The following is a 17,801-nucleotide window of genomic DNA, read 5'->3' as shown; positions in this document are numbered from 1 at the left end:
GCTTTGCTCCTCTACTTAGTTCAGTGTGATGCTCATCAGACGGGTATAGGGTCCGTTGCGGTCCTGGCGTCGTTCAGCAAAAACCGCCAGTACACCGGTGATTTCCTGAACGTCCAGGCCGGTGTAATAGCTGGTCCTGCCGTGCCACTGATACTTCCCGGTACAGTACCGAAAGATACGCGACTGTGGATGTTGGTGATGTATCACCATGGCTGCTGACTTGCTGATAATCTTCATTATTGCGCCTTACAGTAAGCCATGCTCAGCGAAAGAAAATATCTGTCTGCCGCCCACAATCAGGTGGTCAGGTACCCGGATTTCCACCAGCATCAGCGCCTGTACCAGTCGTTGGGTAATGGCCTTGTCTGCCTGACTTGGATTCACCTCCCCGGATGGGTGGTTATGGGCGAATATCACTGCCGCCGCGTTAAAGTACAGGGCGCGTTTTACCACCTCACGGGGATGGACTTCAGTGTGACTGAGGGTGCCGGTGAAGAGCGTTTCGTGGGCAAGCAGCTGGTTCTGGTTATTGAGATACAGCACGATAAACTCCTCGCGCTCAAGGGTTCCCATCTTCAGCATAAGCCAGTCTCGAGCCGCCTGTGTGGAGGTGAAAGCCACTCCCGGCTCACGCAGATGGTGGTCAAGCAGACTCAGGGCTCGTTTAATGGTGCGCTGTGAGGTCAACGGTAGTTCTGGCGTAAACAAGGTCAGTTGTTTCTCCATAGCAAAACTCCTTAATCGATGATGGCGAGAATGGCGTGGGATTCGGGATGGCTAAGGGCGTAATCCCTCAGTCGGTAGTAATGCTCTGTCATGGCGTCGCATTCGGTACGACAGGCGTGATGGCTGTACTCAATCAGGCAGATGGCAATGCCTGCGGCTTCCGCACTCATTTCTGCGCCATTGCCATTCATGTTGTTGAGCAGCCTCCATTTCTCGTCATCCACATCTTCGGGTGCCATAAATGCACCACCGTTGCTGAGTGTATGGAAATGCCAGATGCCACCGCTGTAGTCTTCACAGAAGCGGTCCATCCAGCCGAAAATATGGGTTTCGATAAAAATCCACTGTGGGATACGCCCGAAGTGCTGCGGCCAAAAGTTAGCACGCAGTTCATCAGGTACCAGGGTGGTCGTAATGACGGTAGTCATTTGTGAATCACTAATCGGTGAATGGGTGGTGTCAGCTTGTGTGGTCATTAGTTCGCTCCGTAATAAAAAAGCCAGCCGGTAAGGGCTGGCGTGAAGTGAGTGATAAATGCTGATTTAAAACAGTTAATACTGAGAGTGGAAAGAAAGCTCGGTCCTTACATGCAAAAGGCCCCCTGCAGCGAGAACAAAAGGGGCCTGGAGTGGTGATGTGATGCCCCGTAAGTGGGGCAGATGCGTTATCAGAAAGCGACTTTCAGCGTTGCCTGACCGTTGTAGCCATAAGCACTGTTACCGCTGACCCATGCAGGTAATCCGGAAAGCACTTGTCGCAAAGGCTCCGACGGATCTTTATGTTCCATAACATCTCCTCAGATAAATAAAAAAGCCGGATCGCAAGGATCCGGCCAATAGTTGGGTATGTTCATGGATGTAATATCTATCTGAAAATATTTTAAATATGCAATCAGCTATAAATTCAATTTTTAAAAATTTCAGCTGTTATTTTAAATAATTCGGTCTAAAACGCAGCCGCGTCAGAACACGGACTTAAATTTTCGGAATGGAAAAAGCAAATGCGTCAGTTGCAGGCACAACCAATGCCCAGAGAAAATCAGTGCGTGGCAAAGGAGCCTACAGCCGAATATATTCTTATATGACATTTTTTAATTAAGCAGTTCATATCCCTTTTCAGAACTCTTTGGGTAAATAGGTTACAACACTATCGCCTGTCGGCAGTTTTTACTTTTTGGGATTATAACGAACCTGAAAAAAACAAGATCTACACCTCATAATTCAAAATATATTATTCGTTTCAGGTGAATTATTTATTCAGTATTAATAGATAGCAGAACAAAGCCATCCAGCGTTATAAATACATTCCTCACTTGTATTTTAGTTGAATATTTATGGGGGACGTATGAGATTCAGTAAAAAAGTAATAATAGCAACGTTGATTCTGTGGACTGGGGTATCATCAGCAACGGGATATGCTGCCCGACTGACGTTGAAAAGTTCGGTTTTGCATAATGGTGAAAATATCTCTGTTGATTTAATGGCAAATGATTTCGGATGCAAAGGGAAGAATATCCAGCCTGAATTATCATGGCAATCGTCCCCTGAAGGTACACGCAGTTATGCCATCACTTTATACGATAAAGATGCTGATACAGGCAGTGGTTTCTGGCACTGGATGTTAATTGATATTCCCACAGCACGCAATCATCTCTCACGAAATGAAATACCGGATGGCGCAACAATAAAAGCAAATGATACCGGCAAGCGCAATTATCTCGGTCCTTGTCCTCCCGTGGGAAAAGTCCATTCTTATATTTATACACTACACGCTCTTGATGTTGAAAAACTCGATGTACCGGATAATTCAACCGCACCACTGACCGGGTATTTTATTAATCAGCATACTCTTGCCACATCCACTCTTACACTCAAAGTTGTCAGAAATCAGTGACCTTTAGTATTTCTTAACAGGCGGAAAATAAATGAAAGCTAAAATTTATTATTTAACCTTTATTACCGGGCTGATTTCTTTTATTGCATCGGTGACATATCTGAATCATTACGACGGGACATGGTCTGCAATCGTGATGGTTTTGTTTTCATTCCTGATCCCATTGACAGCACTCTTATGGCGTAAAAACCGCCTGATAAGTTTTATGTTAACGTTGTTCTTTACATTGATTGTCGTGCGAAATGCCGATCAGCATGACTGGTCGCGGGTGGGTTGGTTAACCGCCATCACATTCATTCCTCTGCTGCTCCAGGCCATCATTATCTTCAGGGAGGGGATACGTCAATATGGTCACCAGGAGGTCGCACTCTCCTTTTTAAGAATGTTTGTTGGATTTAATTTCCTGACGCATTGTACTGAAAAACTGTTTTTGTCGCATCATGATGCCGGTCTGGTTGGTTTCTTTCAGAATGTCGTGGGTATGCATACTTTCGGTACCGTGCTCAGTGAAAACGTTGCCGTTACAATGATTATTCTCGGTGGGCTTGCCGAACTCACAGCAGCAATATCGATTGGTTTCGGTTTTCTGACCCGCGCTGGCGCTTTTATTGCAGCAATTTATCTTATTGCGGCCGAGTTAATGAGTGGACATTTTGGTATCGGTTACACATGGATGATGCCAGGAGGCGGATGGGAATTTCCCTTCTTTTATTTTATGGTCACGATTCCGTTTTTACTGCCTAATTCCGCAGGTAAATTGTCACTGGATTTCGAATGGAAAACGGCGTTCCAGCCCATCATTAATCTCTTCTCGGGCGTGGATGCCAGTTTAAAAGACCGCTAATTAAAGACAGTTTGCAACGGCGAGCCTGCTCGCCGTTTTTTTGTGCTCTCCACAACAGGCTATTCCTGATAGTGGTGTTGATGCCAGATTTCAGCGGCCTGACTGGGAGTTTTATTTTGCCGGCAGATGAGATAATCCAGCTCGCTGATGACGGTATTACCGGGTGCTAAAGCCTGAAGCTCAGCAAGTAACTGGGGTTCGAATGTCTCTGTTATCGATTTGGACGCTATCAGCGTAGCTTCATCCTGTCCGCCAAGTAATCCTTTTGGCTCTTCTAATGCCCGGATGGTATATCGGTGATGCAGGAACTGCGGATGCCACAAGGGAATAACGAGCCAGCGCTGTTCGCTGACAGCCTGCTCAAAAGTGCTGTAGCACGCCGCTTCACTGCCATTTTCAAAATAATAACCGGAATCGGCAAGTTGATATTCCTCGATCATTGTACGAGAAAAACGGCTGATCCCGGCCCCCGGGTTAATACCCAGGATCCGTTTTTCCATTTTCAACAGGACATCGGGTTTGAGTAAGTCTTCAACAGAGGTCACATCGCTGACGGGGACATAATCAGGGACTCCCCATATACAGTAAGGATGATACAGAACTGTTAATTTAACCGTATTATCCTGATAAGGGGCCAGATAGACATCATGGCTGGCAGGGAGCCAGGCTGAAATGAGCATGTCCACTTCTCCTTTCCCATAGCGCTTAAACATCTCTTCATGAGGGCTGGCTGTCATTTCAACCTGCCAGCCATATTTTTCAAATACAGTACAAACCAGCGCTGCACTGGCCGCGTGGAAACTTAAATCAATATGACCGATACGAAGTGTTTTTTTCATGCTCGTCCTCAAAGGAATAGAGTTGGATAAAAAAAACGCTATGCTGTATTAGCCATAGCGTAAAAGTAACATTTCTGTTACTACGTCGAACTTTAATACCGGGGCGCGGCTGAATGATATTTTTGATTCAGTATGCGGACTCACGGGAACCATCACCAACAGAGCAAATCCGCTCTGGTCTTTATCACTGTGTAGAACCCAATATAACTATCACAGCAGTGATGCCTGTTAATTTATAGTAAGAGACAGAATGTCTTATTAATGCCGTTAAAATCTCAGGTTATAAAATAGCGTAAATCGAACCGCTTAAAAATAATGACTGAACGATAAGACTTATCTTTCAAAAGTGAAAATAAGCGGGATAACTGGCCCCCAATTTGCCCGTTATCCCTGCACAGCTGTATTTTGGTTCGCTATCCCGCCGTACTGCCTGCCAACGGATACCACCCTAAACCAGGCGCTGACAGCAGAGTGACATCCGTACAGAACCGAACTGCTTCAGAAAATAGCATTGTCCTTTAAGAAGTTGATTCCGGTACAGGTTCACTGAACACCGCTTCAACTAACTGCCCTCCGGGGGCTCGTATAAACACTCGCCGCTCCTGAATATCAGCCAGGTCCATCAGGGAATAATGTATCCCAAGACCCTGGAGTTTTTCCCGAAAGGCACCGTAACCTTCGAGATGAAATGCCACATGGTCAATACTTTCTTTTAACGCCGCAGCGGGTAACGGGTACCCTTCGTCGCCCGCAGGAATAATATGCACCAGCGGTTTGTCCTGCGCATATAACCAGTAACCGGGAATGCGGTTGCTGATAAGACCGGGGCGTGCCCCGGGCTGTAAATCAAAGACTGCGATAAAAAAGTCTCGCGTGGCGTCCATGTCACTGCTTCGGAATGTCGCATGGTCGATATACATAGTTACCTCGAGGTCTGGGCTTTCAGGCCAGTGGTACGACGGTTAAACAGCACAAACGCAATGCCGGCCACAGGGATCAGTATCGCCACCCACGGAATACCTGCCGCGCCGAGGGCACTGTCGACGGTCAGACCACCGATAATCCCGCCCAGTGCATTCGCCAGGTTGAAGGCTGAGATATTAGCGGTACCCGCCAGTTCCGGTGCAGTACTACCATGTTTCAGTACGCTCATCTGTAATGGCGGGACATTACCGAATGAGGCAATGCCGAACAGGAACGTCGCCACCATAAACAACCAGTAATGGCTGCTGACCAGGCCAACAACAATCAGTGACACGACCATCAGGACTGGCCATAAAAGCTGCGCCTGGCGCAGGTTGCGGTCAGCCGTCATACCCCCAATATGGTTACCCACCACGAGGCCCAGCCCGACCACAAACAGCAGTACGGTTAACGCCTGTACGCTGTAACCTGCCACCTGCTCTGCCAGTGGTGCAATGTAACCATACAGCGTCATAAAGCCCGTCCAGCACAGAACGGTAATCGCAAGGCTTGCCAGTAACGGGCCATGACGGAATACCGCCAGTTGCTGACGCACACTCTTACCCGGCTCAGGAGGCTGGCGCTGAATGGTCAGCATAATAGCAACCAGCGCCACCGCACCCAGGGCGGAGACAACATAAAACGTCACGTTCCAGCCGAAGATATTGCCAATCCAGGCCCCGAACGGCACACCCAACACGTTGGCCAGCGTCAGCCCGGCAAACATTTGCCCCACAGCGCGGCCCGCAAGATTCTCTGCCACCAGACGCGTTGCGACCACCGCACCGATACCGTAAAACGGCCCCTGTACCAGGCCTGCCAGCACCCGGCTGACCAGCAGCACCGAATAACTGGTGGATAAGGCGCTGACGAGGTTGGCGGCAATAAACATCACCATCAGTCCGGCCAGGACATTACGTTTTTCAAAACGGGCGAGCCACAGCGTCAGCACCGGCCCACCGATAACAATCGCCATGGCGTAAGCGGTGATCACATTTCCCGCCTGACCGTCGGTGATATTGAGGGAGTGCGCCATAGTGGTGAGTAACCCGGCGACAACAAACTCGGCGGTGCCAATAGCAAAAGCGGATAAGGTCAGTATCCAGACCTGTAATGGAATACGCTGCGGTTTCATAAGTGACTCTGACAGATGAATGATGAGAGTCATTCTGGGCTAAAGAATCACTTTTGATAATTGCAGTAATAATGAATGGATTATTTTGTTTTTATGAATAAACCTGTTGCCGGATCATTCATTATCCAGCCAGTTGATGAAAAACTCGCTGAACGCCGTCACCTGCAAGGGCTGAAAACGGCGTTGCGGGTAGACAAACTGGAGGCCAACCTGTTTTTTGTCATGGCGACTGAAACCGATAAAGGTGTCGGCAAATAAGACGATGAGCCGCCCCTGTTCGACATCGCGCTTCACATCCCACCATGATTTGCTGGCGATACCCGCCCCGGCCAGCACCCACTGGCGCAGCAGGGCACCATCATCACACACCATGGCCGGCGTGACCCGCACCATGGAGGGCACATCATGCGCTTCAAAACGCCACTCGTTCATCGGCGTGCCGCGCTGCTCCATCACCAGGCAACGATGCCCGTGCAGGTCATCCGGATGCACAGGTTTCCCATGTGTTTCAAGGTAGCTTTTTGACGCAACCAGTACACGGTGATTGGGGCGGATAAATTTCGTCACCAGATTGCTGTCCGGGAGGTTGCCGAAACGCACGCTCATGTCCAGACGGTTGGCAATCAAATCCACCACACTTTCACTCAGATAGACAAAGCTTCTGACTTCAGGATGCAGGCGGGAAAAATCGAGCAGTGCGGCCGAAAGATACTGTCGGCCAAAATCTGATGGCGCTGAAATACGCAGGCTGCCGCTGAGCATCCCGTCTTTCTGTGTCAGTTTCGACTCGGCCTGCGCCATTTCCTCCATCACGCGAAGTGCGGCGTGGTAAAAATCCTCACCTGCACGTGTCAGTGCAATAGCCCGGGTGGAACGATTAAACAGCCGGGTCTGATAGCGTTCCTCCAGTGCCTTTAACCGGGCCGTCATGGTGGCAGGAGAAAGATTCATCCGCCGTCCGGCTGCGGCCAGTCCACCCGCCTCCACGACTTCCACCAGTAACGTCATATCTTCAAACTTGCCCATTATTCCGTTTTCCTGAAAATAGAATCAGTTATTCCCGCCATTATCAAAGCGACGCGCAGGACATAAAGTCAAGCCATAATTGACCTCCCTGGAGAACAGAACATGCAACAACACCCTCTTTTTGAAACCACACAGATTGGCCATCTTGAGCTAAAAAACCGTATTGTGATGGCGCCGATGACCCGTGCACGTACCGCGCAGCCGGGCAATATCCCCACTGCACTGATGGCGGAGTATTACCAGCAACGCGCCAGTGCAGGTCTCATCATCACCGAAGCGACGCAGATTTCTCCGCAGGGTCAGGGTTACTCCTGGACGCCGGGTATTCATTCCGCTGAACAAATCGCAGGCTGGCGTCTGGTGACCGATGCGGTCCATAAAGTGAACGGCAAAATCTTCTCTCAGTTGTGGCATGTGGGGCGTATGTCTCATGAAAGTTTTCACCCGGATGGCAAGCCTGTTGCCCCTTCAGCATTGTCACCGGAGGCACAGGTGTGGGTAGTTAACCGCGAAGGTGTGGGTGAAATGGTTGACTGCCCGGTCCCGCGTGAGCTGACCCATGGCGATATTCAGCAGGTGATTGCGGATTACCGCCAGGCGGCCATCAATGCTATGGAAGCCGGATTTGACGGTGTGGAAGTCCACGGTGGCAACGGGTACCTGATTGACCAGTTCCTGCGTCGCTCCTCGAATAAACGGACCGATGAATATGGCGGCAGCCTGGCAAACCGCGTGCGTTTCGCTCAGGAAGTGCTGGAAGCCATCAGCGACGCCATTGGTGCAGAGCGCACCGGTATTCGCCTGGCGCCCTTTATCACCCAACGTGGCATGGACGACCCACAGGCCATCGAAGCGATTCTGGCGCTGGCGGCCTGGTGTGAAACAAAGGGTATCGCCTTTATTCATCTGGCTGAAGCTGACTGGGATGATGCACCGCAGGTGCCTTATGAGTTCCGTGAAACCCTGCGGGCAACCTTCAGCGGCGCCATTATTGTGGCGGGGAATTACACGCGTGAAAAAGCCGACAAACTGCTGGCGGCGGGTGTGGTGGACCTGGTGGCCTTCGGTCGCCCGTTTATTGCCAACCCCGACTTCCCGCGCCGTCTGAAACAAAACCTGCCGCTGGCAGAGATGGGCAATCCGGCAACGCTGTTTGGCGGTACTGAAGTCGGTTATACCGATTATCCGTTCCTGACGACTGAGGTCTGAATCATGACACAACGCACACTCATTATTGGTGGTACTACCGGTATTGGTTTCGCCGTGGCACAGCTTCTGGCAACCCGTGGGGAGCATATTATTCTTGCCGGTCGCCATCACGATAAACTTCAACATGCCTGTCAGCAACTTCAGACAACCGGTGCGTCAGCGGAAAGCCTGGTACTGGATATCGCCGATGAAGCGCAACTTGAGCGCCTGGCCCGGACGCTTGAACCGGTGGACAACATTGTGGTGACGGCGGGCTCCCAGGCGCCGGGTGGCGCATTCACCACCCTGGATTTGAAGACCGCAAAACAGGCGTTTGATACCAAATTCTGGGGCAGTCTGGCGATTGCCCGTCATCTGAGCGGGAAAATTAAACCCGGTGGAACACTGACCCTGACCAGCGGTTTTCTTGCCCGTCGTACCGTTCCCGGCACCCTGGTGAAAACCACGATGAATGCGGCTCTGGAAGCTGCAGTGAAAATGCTGGCAAAAGAGTTATCTCCTCTGCGCGTTAACGCCATCAGTCCGGGGCTGACAGATACTGAAGCCTATGCAGGCATGGCACCGGAAGCGCGTGAACAGATGCTGGTGCGGGCGGCAGAAAATCTACCGGCCAAAAGGTATGGTCGTGCAGAAGACCTGGCAAAAGGGTATCTGTTTGTCATGGATAACCCCTTTGTCACCGGCTCGGTAGTGGATATTGAGGGTGGGGCCCTGATTAATTAACCCGGAGGAATGAAGATGACTCACCTGAATGTGGTTAAAGCCTATTTTAAATATTGTGTCGACGGAAAAGATGTCGAACGCGTGAATGAGTTTTTTGATGAAAACGTGGTGATTCACCGTCCTGACTGCCCCGGGCCATTAGTCGGTCTTGAGGTTTTTAAAAAAGGGCTGCGCGAGAATGTGACCGACCGCTATGAAGCCATTGTGACGACATTTCAAAAAGAAGTTGTTGCTGACGACCAGGTTGTTGTCGCCCTGACTCATGTGGCGACAGGATCTAATACGTGGAACGGTTTTGACGTCAGAGGCAGGGATGTCACTTGGACCAGCCTGACCTATTTCAGGTTCAATACGTCCGGCAAAATTGTTGAAGAAATAGTGGAGCGTAATGAATTAAATATGGCGCGTCAGTTAGAAATCGTTGATTTTTAATCGCTAAGCTATAAGAGAAATACAGGGGCTGTTTTATGTGAAATGGTAAGGCAGCTCTTTTTTTGCTACTGCAGATATGTTCATTTTTCTTATTGAATACACAGATGCACAAGCATCCGTCCTGAATAACAAAACGATTAATCTGGCCCAAGTCCTGCAGTGCATGTGATTTGCTCCCATAACTCAAGATACCTCGATATAAGGATGCATTCCGAACTTCCGGTTTTCGCTCACAGTAGACCTTCAGCCCAGTTAACTTGTCCGCTCCGTGCCAGGAATGGACGTTTAAAAAATCTGTTTTTACTAATCTAAAGAGAGCAGATCTCAGTGCATAGTCATGCATGCGGGCCAAAATCATCAGGGCTGTTTTTCAGGAAAATGGACAGGGAAAGGTACAGGATACAGCCATCCCGCCGTAGGCTCGTGCTGAGGGCGTCTCCGGGGGGGCAAGAACTCTTATGTAAAATGTATCCTTGCTTGACACCACAGCAGTACAACTGACAGTCTGTAGTTTGGTGAACTGACAAAAAAACAGGGAGAGTTATGACAAACAAAACTATCTATGTTGTTCACAGTCCAAGCCCAACGCTGGGACGATCACCGCTGCAAAGAGGGTATTTCCCTTACGCGATTACCGATAAGTTTATCAAGTCGCTTCAGTTGGAGTTGGATAGACTTGATATAAACTGCAGGGTAATTGCTGACGATACCGAGTCCGATATTGAGGTTCTGATAACGCGCGAGCCTATACTTCTCGTCTGCGCTCCGGGACTTCGTTATCAGTTTTACCATCAGGGCTTCGACAAACAAAAAATTGTCTGGTTAAGCGTCATGGAATATTGTTCTGCAGATCCCCGTTCAGTGCTCATCAGGCTTGGGGAACTTGCTTCTGCCGATTCATAACAGGGTTGTTATCTTTAATGTGACAGAACAACCCTGTCGTAATGATTTTGACGTCAGCTCTTCGCTCAAGGCCGACCTCCAGTGCTCTGCATTTGTCCGCACTGTGCCAACAGCGGACATACAGATAAAAAAAAGAAAATGAACGTTGAAAGATTTCCTGGATGGCATTGGCTGATGAGGTCTTTAACTCGACCGCATGACATATTGGCCCAATTACATTGATTCATGGCGTGCAGCCCACTCACTGACCACTCATCACTCTCCCTATAATGGCAACGTCAGCAGGCCATTGACCCATCTTTCTCATGAAAAATCGCCCTGTTTAGACCTGACCACCGTCCTGGCACAGCATGTTTCTGAGTGAAACAACCTTAACTCAGTCAGTAATAGTCACTGAGTCTGGCATTGCCATTTATGCTTAATTTCGTGTATTTCGGAGCTTTGAAAAAATGAGGAATATGCATCGACATGTCCTGATACTTGCAGGTTCTCAGGCCATCTTTCAATCAATATCGGTACTGATAATGACTATCGGTGGGCTTGCCGGTGCGCTTCTTACCCCCAGTCCTGCGCTGAGCACCGTACCGCTCGCAATGGCGAGTTTTGGCACTGTGTTAGTGATGTTTCCTGCGTCGTTATGGATGAGCCGGATAGGCAGAAAAACAGGCTTTATAACCGGTGCTCTGAGCGGAATTATGTCGGCTATTATTTCCATGGCGGCAATGTTCCAACATTCCTTCATTCTGCTTTGTAGTGGCATGTTCTTTCTGGGGATTTATCAAGCGTTCGCTCAATTTTATCGCTTTGCCGCAGGTGAAGTCGTTCTCCCGGCATTCCGGACTAAAGCTATTTCGCTGGTATTGGCTGGAGGTGTCGTTGCCGCTCTGCTTGGCCCGTTTCTGGCCAGCTTCGGAAGCGCATTTTTTAGTGTTTCCTATGCTGGTTCATTCCTCTTTATGGGAATAATGGCTTCGGTGGGTCTGTTGCTATTATCACGCTTACAGATACCGGTTCAGTCAAGAGAATCTTCCGAACACGTTATCACGAGGTCATGGCAAAAAGTCGTTTTTCAGCCCGCTTACCTTGTCGCCCTTTTTTCCGGCGCGTCAGGATTTGGAATTATGGTACTGGGTCTGACCGCGACACCTATCGCTATGAAGCACTACGGTTTTGACCTGTCTCAAATTGCTACCGTGATCCAGCTCCACATACTGGGCCGGTTTATACCGTCATTCTTCACCGGAAAACTGATCGACCGATTTGGCGTCATTAACATTATGCTGGCGGGCATTCTTCTCATGCTTGCTTACCTTGCTCTGGCGTTTTCAGGCGTCACCTGGGGAATGTTTACGGGTGCATTAATATTGATGGGAATCGGTTGGAACTTTCTCTATGTCGGCGGAACCAGCTTATTGGCAACAACTTACACTACAGGGGAAAAGGGGGTTGCGCAGGCGACCAATGACATGAGCGTCTTTATCTTCAGCCTGCTTTGTTCGCTGGGTGCCGGCCCACTGCTTAATGCTTATGGCTGGAAAACCATGCACCTCCTTTTAGTACCCTGGGTCCTGTTTCTTATAATGCCGCTACTGTGGCTCGCTATGCATAAAAAACGTCAAGATAACTCTGAGGATGAGGTCACTTTACCCTTGCTGTAAATTGACTCAGTGAACCTTCCAACCACTAAACCCCAAGGACTTAACATGAAAAATGCTCTGATCGTTATTGATATCCAGAATGATTATTTCTAGGGCGGAGCCTTTCCGCTTGAGGAGCCTGAGTTAGCCTGTAAAGCCGCAATTACTGCGATGAAAAAAGCGCGCAAAGAAGGTTGGCTTATCGTCGGCATCCAGCATATTGCAACTGCCGACTCTCCTTTCTTCAAACCTGACAGTGAAGGCGCGAACATTCATCTGGATGTTGTTGCTGCACTGGGAAATGCACCCGTGATTATCAAGAAAGAGGCAGACAGCTTCTTCGAAACCAGCCTTGAGCAGTTGCTACGAGAGAACGGCATCACTGATATCTATCTTACCGGCATGATGACGCAGCACTGTGTCACACATACTGCGCTTTCCACGCAAGCTCAGGGCATGAACATGCATATCATTGCGCAAGCATGCGCTGCACCCACCAAAGCTCTGAGCGATCTTGCCCTGTTCGGACTGAGTGCACGCTGTAATGTAAATTAACCCTCTGATTTTGTTAAATCCAGAGCCTGTAAAGGGGATGTGTTTTTTCAGATAACACGTCCCTTTTTATTTCATTTGAACAGGCAATGGGCAGCAGCAGAATGTCAGTAAAACCCGAGTCATTACGATTGACCTGATTTCATCGGTTAATGACCAGAGAGCATGTCACGGCCGATCCCTTCCTCATTTTATAGTAAGCCCACTCGCATCCCCCGGCAGAAAAACAGCCAATATGGTGGGTGAATAAATCTGATTAATGACTGGAGCAATCAATGAAATTAACGCAAATTCGCAACGCCACGCTGGTACTGGAATATGCCGGTAAAAGATTCCTTATCGATCCTATGCTGGCCGAAAAAGAAGCATGGGACGGTTTTGCTGGAAATGCACGCCCTCATCTGCGTAATCCCATGGTTGCCTTGCCTGTGGCCGTTGAGGATTTACTGGCGGTTGATGCCGTGATCCTGACTCACACCCATACCGATCACTGGGATGAGGCTGCCCAGCAGGCTATTCCCAAAGACATGCTTATCTACACGCAGGATGAAAAAGATGCGGCACTTCTCCGCTCTCAGGGATTTCTCAACATTCGCGTTCTGAAAGAGGAAAATCATTTTGTAGACGGCATGACTATTTACAAAACCGACGGCCAGCATGGCAGCAACGAATTGTATGCCGATGCCCAGTGGGGTGAGCTACTCGGTGATGCATGTGGGCTGGTCTTCACCCACCATGATGAAAAAACGCTCTATATCGCGGGTGATACTGTCTGGGTTAAGCCTTACGCCAGAAATCTTCAGCGTTTCAAACCGGAGATTGTTGTGCTGAACACCGGTTATGCGGTAAATGACCTTTACGGTCCGATTATCATGGGCAAAGAGGACACGCTGCGCACGCTGAAAATGTTGCCGACTGCTACCGTCGTGGCGTCTCATATGGAGTCGATTAATCATTGCCTTCTTACCCGCGCGGAACTTCGCGAGTTCACGCTTGAACATGGTATTGAAGATAAGGTTCTGATTCCTGCAGACGGTGAGACAATGGCTTTCTGATAGGCCATCCCGCCTGATATGGTGAACAATGCCATTACAACGGGTCACCTGTTATTGTCTGGTCAGTTAAAATCAGCGTTTTAGCCGCCGGCGACCCTGTGGCTATCATTTACGGTAAGGTTAACGTTATGTCTGCACTGACGGTCGCCGTGATTGCCACGGCCGGATTTAGCCCATTTCACTTTTCAGTCCCCTGTATTATTTTCGGGCAGTCTGTGCCGCAGCCGGATTTATTCCGCGTCGAAATCTGTGCTGAACACCCTGGTGTCGTGCCGTCTGATATGGGGCTGTCCATCAGCGTGGAGCATGGACTTGAGCTGCTGGACAGCGCAGACATCGTTATCGCTCCTTACTGGAATCATCCGGAAGAAAAGCCTTCGCAGGCCCTGCTGGATTCGCTAACAAACGCATGGCAGCGTGGCGCAGAAGTGGTGGGGCTTTGTCTCGGTGCTTACGTCCTGGCCTATTCAGGTTTGCTTGATGGGCATCGTGCCGCCACACACTGGGAGTTCGAACAGGACTTTATTGAACGATTTCCGGCCGTTCATCTGGACAGCAACTCGCTGTATACCAGTGATGAACGTCTTATTACCTCTGCGGGTACCGCTGCCGGGATAGATTGCTGCCTGAATATTATCCGTGATCATTACGGTTCTGCGATGGCTAACCGGGTGGCAAGAAGAATGGTTGTTCCTCCTTACCGGGAAGGCGGTCAGGCCCAGTTCATTGAACGTCCGGTCCCGGTATCTACTCGGGATAGCAAAATGAACGAACTGATAGACTATTTGCGCCGTAATCTGGACAAGCCTCATGATCTCGACTCACTTGCCGGGTTTGTCAGCATGAGTCGGCGAACGTTAACGCGTCATTTTAACAAGGCAACCGGAACGACGCTTGGAGATTGGCTGAATTCGGAGCGCCTTCAAAGAAGCCAGGAGTTGCTGGAAACGACGAACAGTAGCATTGAAAGTGTATCCGAAATGGTGGGTTTTCAGTCGCCGATCTCGTTTCGCCAGAGCTTCAAAGCGAGATTCAGCGTCAGCCCAAGCGAATGGCGTAGAGCTTTTCGAGGGCCTGCGCTCGTGGATGTCGAAGTGAAGTGAGAGGCAACTCTACCAATTTAAATCCTTTGAGTTTTTGGTCCCAGAGTGTGTTTGTATAACGTCCGCTTTACGCCCTGAGACATTTGACAAGCTTTGTATGGGCTAAGTAAGAGCGAGTGTCGAGCTTCGAGTTCCAGCAAATATTTCGCTTCGTCATAACGGGTTCTGGCCTTCTAACAGTGGTACATGGAAACAGAAAGCATTTGAAGCGGAACGGTTAAAAAACAAATTCCGAGATGAAACATTGCATTGAAAAAATTTAATGTGCAAATTTCCGTAAATCAATATAAGCAAATGAGTTCTTTAAGAGATGCATTACAGCGTATATTGGCACTTAAAAAAACGTTGAAAAATAAATGGTGAGCTTATTAATACGAAACACAAAGTAATCATGTTGCTTAGACAGAAAATATTGAGGTGCTAATTTTTCTTGTATAGCCAATTTAAATGCAACGTTATGAATTCGACAATTTAAAATGTTTCCTATAAACAATTTCACCGTAATTTATTGAAACTGTGAAATTATAATGCAAATATCAAATAGATCAGGCCGTTTTGAGCTAACCCCATTGGGTTGTTCAGACATTTTTTAAATAGATAATATTAATAAGTATTGTCACACATACCGATGAATGTCAAAGATTGGATTAACGTTTGAACTTTGAAAATAACAATTAATATAAATTAACCAATAAAAATTCAGTATTACACTTTGAAGGAGTGCATCTCACTTGTGAGAATTGGTACTGTTTTAGTATTTCAGAAAACTCATCAACATAGCCAAATACTTTAAATGCAAGTGGCACTAATAACTTACCTTCTGAATTGAAAACCACTTTCAAACTTTGCTTGAGTGTAGCATATAACTTGGATTCAGAAGATATAGTGAAAGACCCCCATTCTTGGTGTGCTAAACTTTTACTGTGCCAACCAGAGTTATTTAACTCAGCACAAAAGTAAGAAATTTTCACTAAATCGCTTTGATTAAGAATACAAGAATACCAGAAATTCCACTTTGAAATACAATTTCTTATTATTGCAGAAGTATAAGCTAATTTTTTGTTTTTTTTGATAATGTCCAAGAGTTTTTCTTTTGTTGTAATTGAAAAGATTTTCTTCTGTATCGCTTTCCTAACCCAGGCATCAATAAATATCTTTAATTGTGCAATGGTTTTTACCCCCCCTGACTTACGCTCAATACCAATAGCAGCCAAAAGACAGAATGATAAATGTGCATCATCTGAACTTACAAATTCGACTTTATTTTTTGTTGACATGTGGTTCATAAGTTCTCCATTTATTTAAGTTGCATTTGAACTCTTTATTTATTAAGTGTTAAGAGATACAATTCTTCATATTACAATTACGGAGGATAACTAAATGACTCTCAAGCAATTGCAGGCATTTTATTGGGCTGCAAGTCTTGGCAGCATCAGTGCTGCCGCGGCTAAACTTAATATAACTCAGTCCACGCTTTCAAAACGGGTTCTCGAGCTTGAGAGCTTCCTTCGCCAATCACTTTTCACACGCTCATCACAAAAATTAACTCTTACAGAAACAGGGTCTAAAATATTTGAACAAGCATTAAGGATGCTTCAGATTGAAAATGAAATCTATACCACAGTCACCCCTCCGAAAGAAATTAGCGGTAAAATTAAAGCAGGATTAAGTGAACTTACTGCTCTTACATGGTTTCCGGGATTTATTTCTTCAGTATATGAAGCTCATAACAATTTCGAAATAGAAATTTATGTCGATGTGGCTTCGGTTTTGCTCAAAAGGTTGTTGAAAGGTGAAATTGATTTCGCGATTCTTCCATTCAATTCTGAACAACATAAACATTTTAACTCTGTTACACTTTCATCAGTTAAATTTCTTTGGGCCGCCTCTCCTAAAATACTTCCTGTAAACAGCCAGCTAACAGTGAATGAATTACAGAAATACACCCATTTAACACACACAGCCGACTCACATTTAAAAAATATCTATGACCAATGGGTTACACAAAATAATGTAATCTCACATCGTATACTTACCTGTAACAGTCTCACCGCTATCACTACTTGCACTTTAGCTGGGGTGGGAATTAGCTTGTTACCACAGACGCTTCTGAACCCTCTAGTCAGGGAGAAAAAACTAACGGAACATTTCTGCGAATTCAGTTTGCCCGTTGTTGAATATTCATTTTGCTGGAACAGCAATGATACCCGAACGTCTCTATCACATCTTGCAAACTTGGCAAAAGAACATGCTAATTTCAATATGAGCAAAAGTGTTGATATCTTTATATAGCCACCCACATCACGAATACCCAGCCCTTATTAAGGGCTGGGTATTGGCTAATATTGAATTGTTTTATGAGTTCTTTTCTTATTAGTTTTTTCTTCCAGTTTTAGTCCAGTACTTTTATTTTCAACATAATCACGACCGTAGAAGGTATCCATCAGAATCTGCTTCAGCTCAGAGATCAGCGGGTAACGTGGGTTAGCACCGGTACACTGGTCATCGAACGCATCTTCAGACAGTTTATCAACGTGAGCCAGGAAGTCAGCTTCCTGAACGCCCGCTTCGCGGATGGACTTAGGAATACCCAGTTCAGCCTTGATGCTATCCAGCCATGCGAGCAGTTTCTCAATCTTAGCAGCAGTACGGTCGCCCGGTGCGCTCAGACCCAGATGGTCTGCGATTTCAGCATAACGACGACGCGCTTGTGGGCGGTCATACTGGCTGAATGCAGTCTGTTTAGTTGGGTTGTCGTTCG

20 protein-coding genes and 1 pseudogene are annotated in these 17,801 nt (G+C 47.6%); 11 read left to right on the top strand and 10 right to left on the bottom strand.

The features are described 5' to 3' along the window. Positions 1 to 15: 15 nt before the first annotated feature. The 4 genes from GC128_RS21675 to GC128_RS23195 form a co-directional block, all read right to left on the bottom strand. Complete coding sequence (locus tag GC128_RS21675) at positions 16 to 237, bottom strand: DUF987 domain-containing protein (RefSeq protein ID WP_151996040.1); 222 nt, start codon at positions 235 to 237, stop codon at positions 16 to 18. A gap of 9 nt (positions 238 to 246) precedes the next feature. Next, positions 247 to 726 carry a RadC family protein gene (gene radC, locus GC128_RS21670; RefSeq protein ID WP_151996039.1) on the bottom strand — a complete coding sequence of 160 codons (480 nt, stop codon included), beginning with the start codon at positions 724 to 726 and terminating at the stop codon, positions 247 to 249. An 11-nt stretch (positions 727 to 737) separates the two neighbouring features. After that, complete coding sequence (locus GC128_RS21665; protein WP_151996038.1) at positions 738 to 1,202, bottom strand: antirestriction protein; 465 nt, start codon at positions 1,200 to 1,202, stop codon at positions 738 to 740. 191 nt (positions 1,203 to 1,393) lie between these two features. Continuing rightward, positions 1,394 to 1,513, bottom strand: a complete 120-nt coding sequence (locus tag GC128_RS23195; protein WP_226812230.1) for an autotransporter adhesin family protein — start codon at positions 1,511 to 1,513, stop codon at positions 1,394 to 1,396. A 557-nt stretch (positions 1,514 to 2,070) separates the two neighbouring features. On the opposite strand from GC128_RS23195, the gene GC128_RS21660 reads away from it, so the two are divergent. Beyond that, on the top strand, positions 2,071 to 2,619 hold the full coding sequence (locus GC128_RS21660; RefSeq protein WP_151996037.1) for a YbhB/YbcL family Raf kinase inhibitor-like protein: 549 nt from the start codon (positions 2,071 to 2,073) through the stop codon (positions 2,617 to 2,619). A 31-nt stretch (positions 2,620 to 2,650) separates the two neighbouring features. Then, positions 2,651 to 3,463, top strand: coding sequence for a DoxX family protein (locus tag GC128_RS21655; RefSeq protein WP_151996036.1), 813 nt, complete (start codon positions 2,651 to 2,653; stop codon positions 3,461 to 3,463). Between the two features lie 59 nt (positions 3,464 to 3,522). Here the strand turns inward: GC128_RS21655 and GC128_RS21650 are convergent, their stop codons facing one another. From GC128_RS21650 to GC128_RS21635, 4 genes are all read right to left on the bottom strand, one after another. Continuing rightward, entirely contained in the window at positions 3,523 to 4,302 is a 780-nt protein-coding gene (locus GC128_RS21650; RefSeq protein ID WP_151996035.1) for a glycine betaine ABC transporter substrate-binding protein, read from the bottom strand. A 518-nt stretch (positions 4,303 to 4,820) separates the two neighbouring features. Then, positions 4,821 to 5,186 (bottom strand): VOC family protein, encoded by a 366-nt coding sequence (locus GC128_RS21645; RefSeq protein ID WP_226812229.1) that lies wholly within the window; start codon positions 5,184 to 5,186, stop codon positions 4,821 to 4,823. A gap of 38 nt (positions 5,187 to 5,224) precedes the next feature. Continuing rightward, positions 5,225 to 6,400 (bottom strand): MFS transporter, encoded by a 1,176-nt coding sequence (locus GC128_RS21640; protein ID WP_151996034.1) that lies wholly within the window; start codon positions 6,398 to 6,400, stop codon positions 5,225 to 5,227. A gap of 114 nt (positions 6,401 to 6,514) precedes the next feature. Then, a complete protein-coding gene (locus GC128_RS21635) occupies positions 6,515 to 7,426 on the bottom strand; it encodes a LysR family transcriptional regulator (RefSeq protein ID WP_151996033.1) in 912 nt (303 codons plus the stop codon). Between the two features lie 102 nt (positions 7,427 to 7,528). On the opposite strand from GC128_RS21635, the gene GC128_RS21630 reads away from it, so the two are divergent. From GC128_RS21630 to GC128_RS21590, 8 genes are all read left to right on the top strand, one after another. Continuing rightward, positions 7,529 to 8,635: an alkene reductase gene (locus GC128_RS21630; protein ID WP_151996032.1), complete on the top strand. Its 1,107-nt coding sequence runs from the start codon at positions 7,529 to 7,531 to the stop codon at positions 8,633 to 8,635. Positions 8,636 to 8,638: 3 nt separating this feature from the next. Further along, the gene (locus GC128_RS21625; RefSeq protein ID WP_151996031.1) at positions 8,639 to 9,358 is read left to right on the top strand and encodes an SDR family oxidoreductase; all 720 of its coding nucleotides are present in this window, start codon (positions 8,639 to 8,641) and stop codon (positions 9,356 to 9,358) included. Positions 9,359 to 9,373: 15 nt separating this feature from the next. Then, a complete protein-coding gene (locus GC128_RS21620) occupies positions 9,374 to 9,790 on the top strand; it encodes an ester cyclase (RefSeq protein WP_226812228.1) in 417 nt (138 codons plus the stop codon). Positions 9,791 to 10,333: 543 nt separating this feature from the next. Beyond that, entirely contained in the window at positions 10,334 to 10,693 is a 360-nt protein-coding gene (locus GC128_RS21610; protein ID WP_151996028.1) for a hypothetical protein, read from the top strand. A gap of 449 nt (positions 10,694 to 11,142) precedes the next feature. Further along, positions 11,143 to 12,351, top strand: coding sequence for an MFS transporter (locus GC128_RS21605; protein ID WP_151996027.1), 1,209 nt, complete (start codon positions 11,143 to 11,145; stop codon positions 12,349 to 12,351). Positions 12,352 to 12,492: 141 nt separating this feature from the next. After that, positions 12,493 to 12,885, top strand: a complete 393-nt coding sequence (locus tag GC128_RS21600) for an isochorismatase family protein (protein ID WP_267901674.1) — start codon at positions 12,493 to 12,495, stop codon at positions 12,883 to 12,885. 272 nt (positions 12,886 to 13,157) lie between these two features. After that, a complete protein-coding gene (locus GC128_RS21595; RefSeq protein ID WP_151996026.1) occupies positions 13,158 to 13,937 on the top strand; it encodes an MBL fold metallo-hydrolase in 780 nt (259 codons plus the stop codon). Positions 13,938 to 14,065: 128 nt separating this feature from the next. After that, positions 14,066 to 15,040, top strand: coding sequence for a GlxA family transcriptional regulator (locus tag GC128_RS21590; protein WP_151996062.1), 975 nt, complete (start codon positions 14,066 to 14,068; stop codon positions 15,038 to 15,040). A 674-nt stretch (positions 15,041 to 15,714) separates the two neighbouring features. Here the strand turns inward: GC128_RS21590 and GC128_RS21585 are convergent. Beyond that, positions 15,715 to 16,326, bottom strand: a complete 612-nt coding sequence (locus tag GC128_RS21585; protein ID WP_151996025.1) for a DUF2913 family protein — start codon at positions 16,324 to 16,326, stop codon at positions 15,715 to 15,717. Between the two features lie 94 nt (positions 16,327 to 16,420). On the opposite strand from GC128_RS21585, the gene GC128_RS21580 reads away from it, so the two are divergent. After that, positions 16,421 to 17,332 (top strand): LysR family transcriptional regulator, encoded by a 912-nt coding sequence (locus tag GC128_RS21580; RefSeq protein ID WP_151996024.1) that lies wholly within the window; start codon positions 16,421 to 16,423, stop codon positions 17,330 to 17,332. 47 nt (positions 17,333 to 17,379) lie between these two features. On the opposite strand, the pseudogene GC128_RS21575 reads toward GC128_RS21580, so the two are convergent. Then, positions 17,380 to 17,801: pseudogene (locus GC128_RS21575) on the bottom strand (iron-containing alcohol dehydrogenase); the annotation flags it as partial.

Origin of the sequence: Buttiauxella massiliensis, from assembly GCF_902500225.1 — a bacterium.
Lineage (GTDB): Bacteria > Pseudomonadota > Gammaproteobacteria > Enterobacterales > Enterobacteriaceae > Buttiauxella > Buttiauxella massiliensis.
The sequence above is the reverse complement of the archived record's forward strand: the minus strand, read 5'-3'. Positions and strand labels throughout refer to the sequence as shown.

Bases quoted from the DNA above. Each gene is read 5' to 3' on its own strand.
- GC128_RS21625 (WP_151996031.1), top strand. From the start codon at position 8,639: ATGACACAACGCACACTCATTATTGGTGGTACTACCGGTATTGGTTTC.
- GC128_RS21580 (WP_151996024.1), top strand. From the start codon at position 16,421: ATGACTCTCAAGCAATTGCAGGCATTTTATTGGGCTGCAAGTCTTGGC.
- GC128_RS21660 (WP_151996037.1), top strand. From the start codon at position 2,071: ATGAGATTCAGTAAAAAAGTAATAATAGCAACGTTGATTCTGTGGACT.
- GC128_RS21640 (WP_151996034.1), bottom strand. From the start codon at position 6,400: ATGAAACCGCAGCGTATTCCATTACAGGTCTGGATACTGACCTTATCC.
- GC128_RS21620 (WP_226812228.1), top strand. From the start codon at position 9,374: ATGACTCACCTGAATGTGGTTAAAGCCTATTTTAAATATTGTGTCGAC.
- GC128_RS21585 (WP_151996025.1), bottom strand. From the start codon at position 16,326: ATGAACCACATGTCAACAAAAAATAAAGTCGAATTTGTAAGTTCAGAT.
- GC128_RS21595 (WP_151996026.1), top strand. From the start codon at position 13,158: ATGAAATTAACGCAAATTCGCAACGCCACGCTGGTACTGGAATATGCC.
- GC128_RS21665 (WP_151996038.1), bottom strand. From the start codon at position 1,202: ATGACCACACAAGCTGACACCACCCATTCACCGATTAGTGATTCACAA.
- GC128_RS21655 (WP_151996036.1), top strand. From the start codon at position 2,651: ATGAAAGCTAAAATTTATTATTTAACCTTTATTACCGGGCTGATTTCT.
- GC128_RS21675 (WP_151996040.1), bottom strand. From the start codon at position 237: ATGAAGATTATCAGCAAGTCAGCAGCCATGGTGATACATCACCAACAT.
- GC128_RS21645 (WP_226812229.1), bottom strand. From the start codon at position 5,186: ATGGACGCCACGCGAGACTTTTTTATCGCAGTCTTTGATTTACAGCCC.
- GC128_RS21590 (WP_151996062.1), top strand. From the start codon at position 14,066: ATGTCTGCACTGACGGTCGCCGTGATTGCCACGGCCGGATTTAGCCCA.
- GC128_RS21650 (WP_151996035.1), bottom strand. From the start codon at position 4,302: ATGAAAAAAACACTTCGTATCGGTCATATTGATTTAAGTTTCCACGCG.
- GC128_RS21630 (WP_151996032.1), top strand. From the start codon at position 7,529: ATGCAACAACACCCTCTTTTTGAAACCACACAGATTGGCCATCTTGAG.
- GC128_RS21635 (WP_151996033.1), bottom strand. From the start codon at position 7,426: ATGGGCAAGTTTGAAGATATGACGTTACTGGTGGAAGTCGTGGAGGCG.
- radC (WP_151996039.1), bottom strand. From the start codon at position 726: ATGGAGAAACAACTGACCTTGTTTACGCCAGAACTACCGTTGACCTCA.
- GC128_RS21605 (WP_151996027.1), top strand. From the start codon at position 11,143: ATGAGGAATATGCATCGACATGTCCTGATACTTGCAGGTTCTCAGGCC.
- GC128_RS21610 (WP_151996028.1), top strand. From the start codon at position 10,334: ATGACAAACAAAACTATCTATGTTGTTCACAGTCCAAGCCCAACGCTG.
- GC128_RS23195 (WP_226812230.1), bottom strand. From the start codon at position 1,513: ATGGAACATAAAGATCCGTCGGAGCCTTTGCGACAAGTGCTTTCCGGA.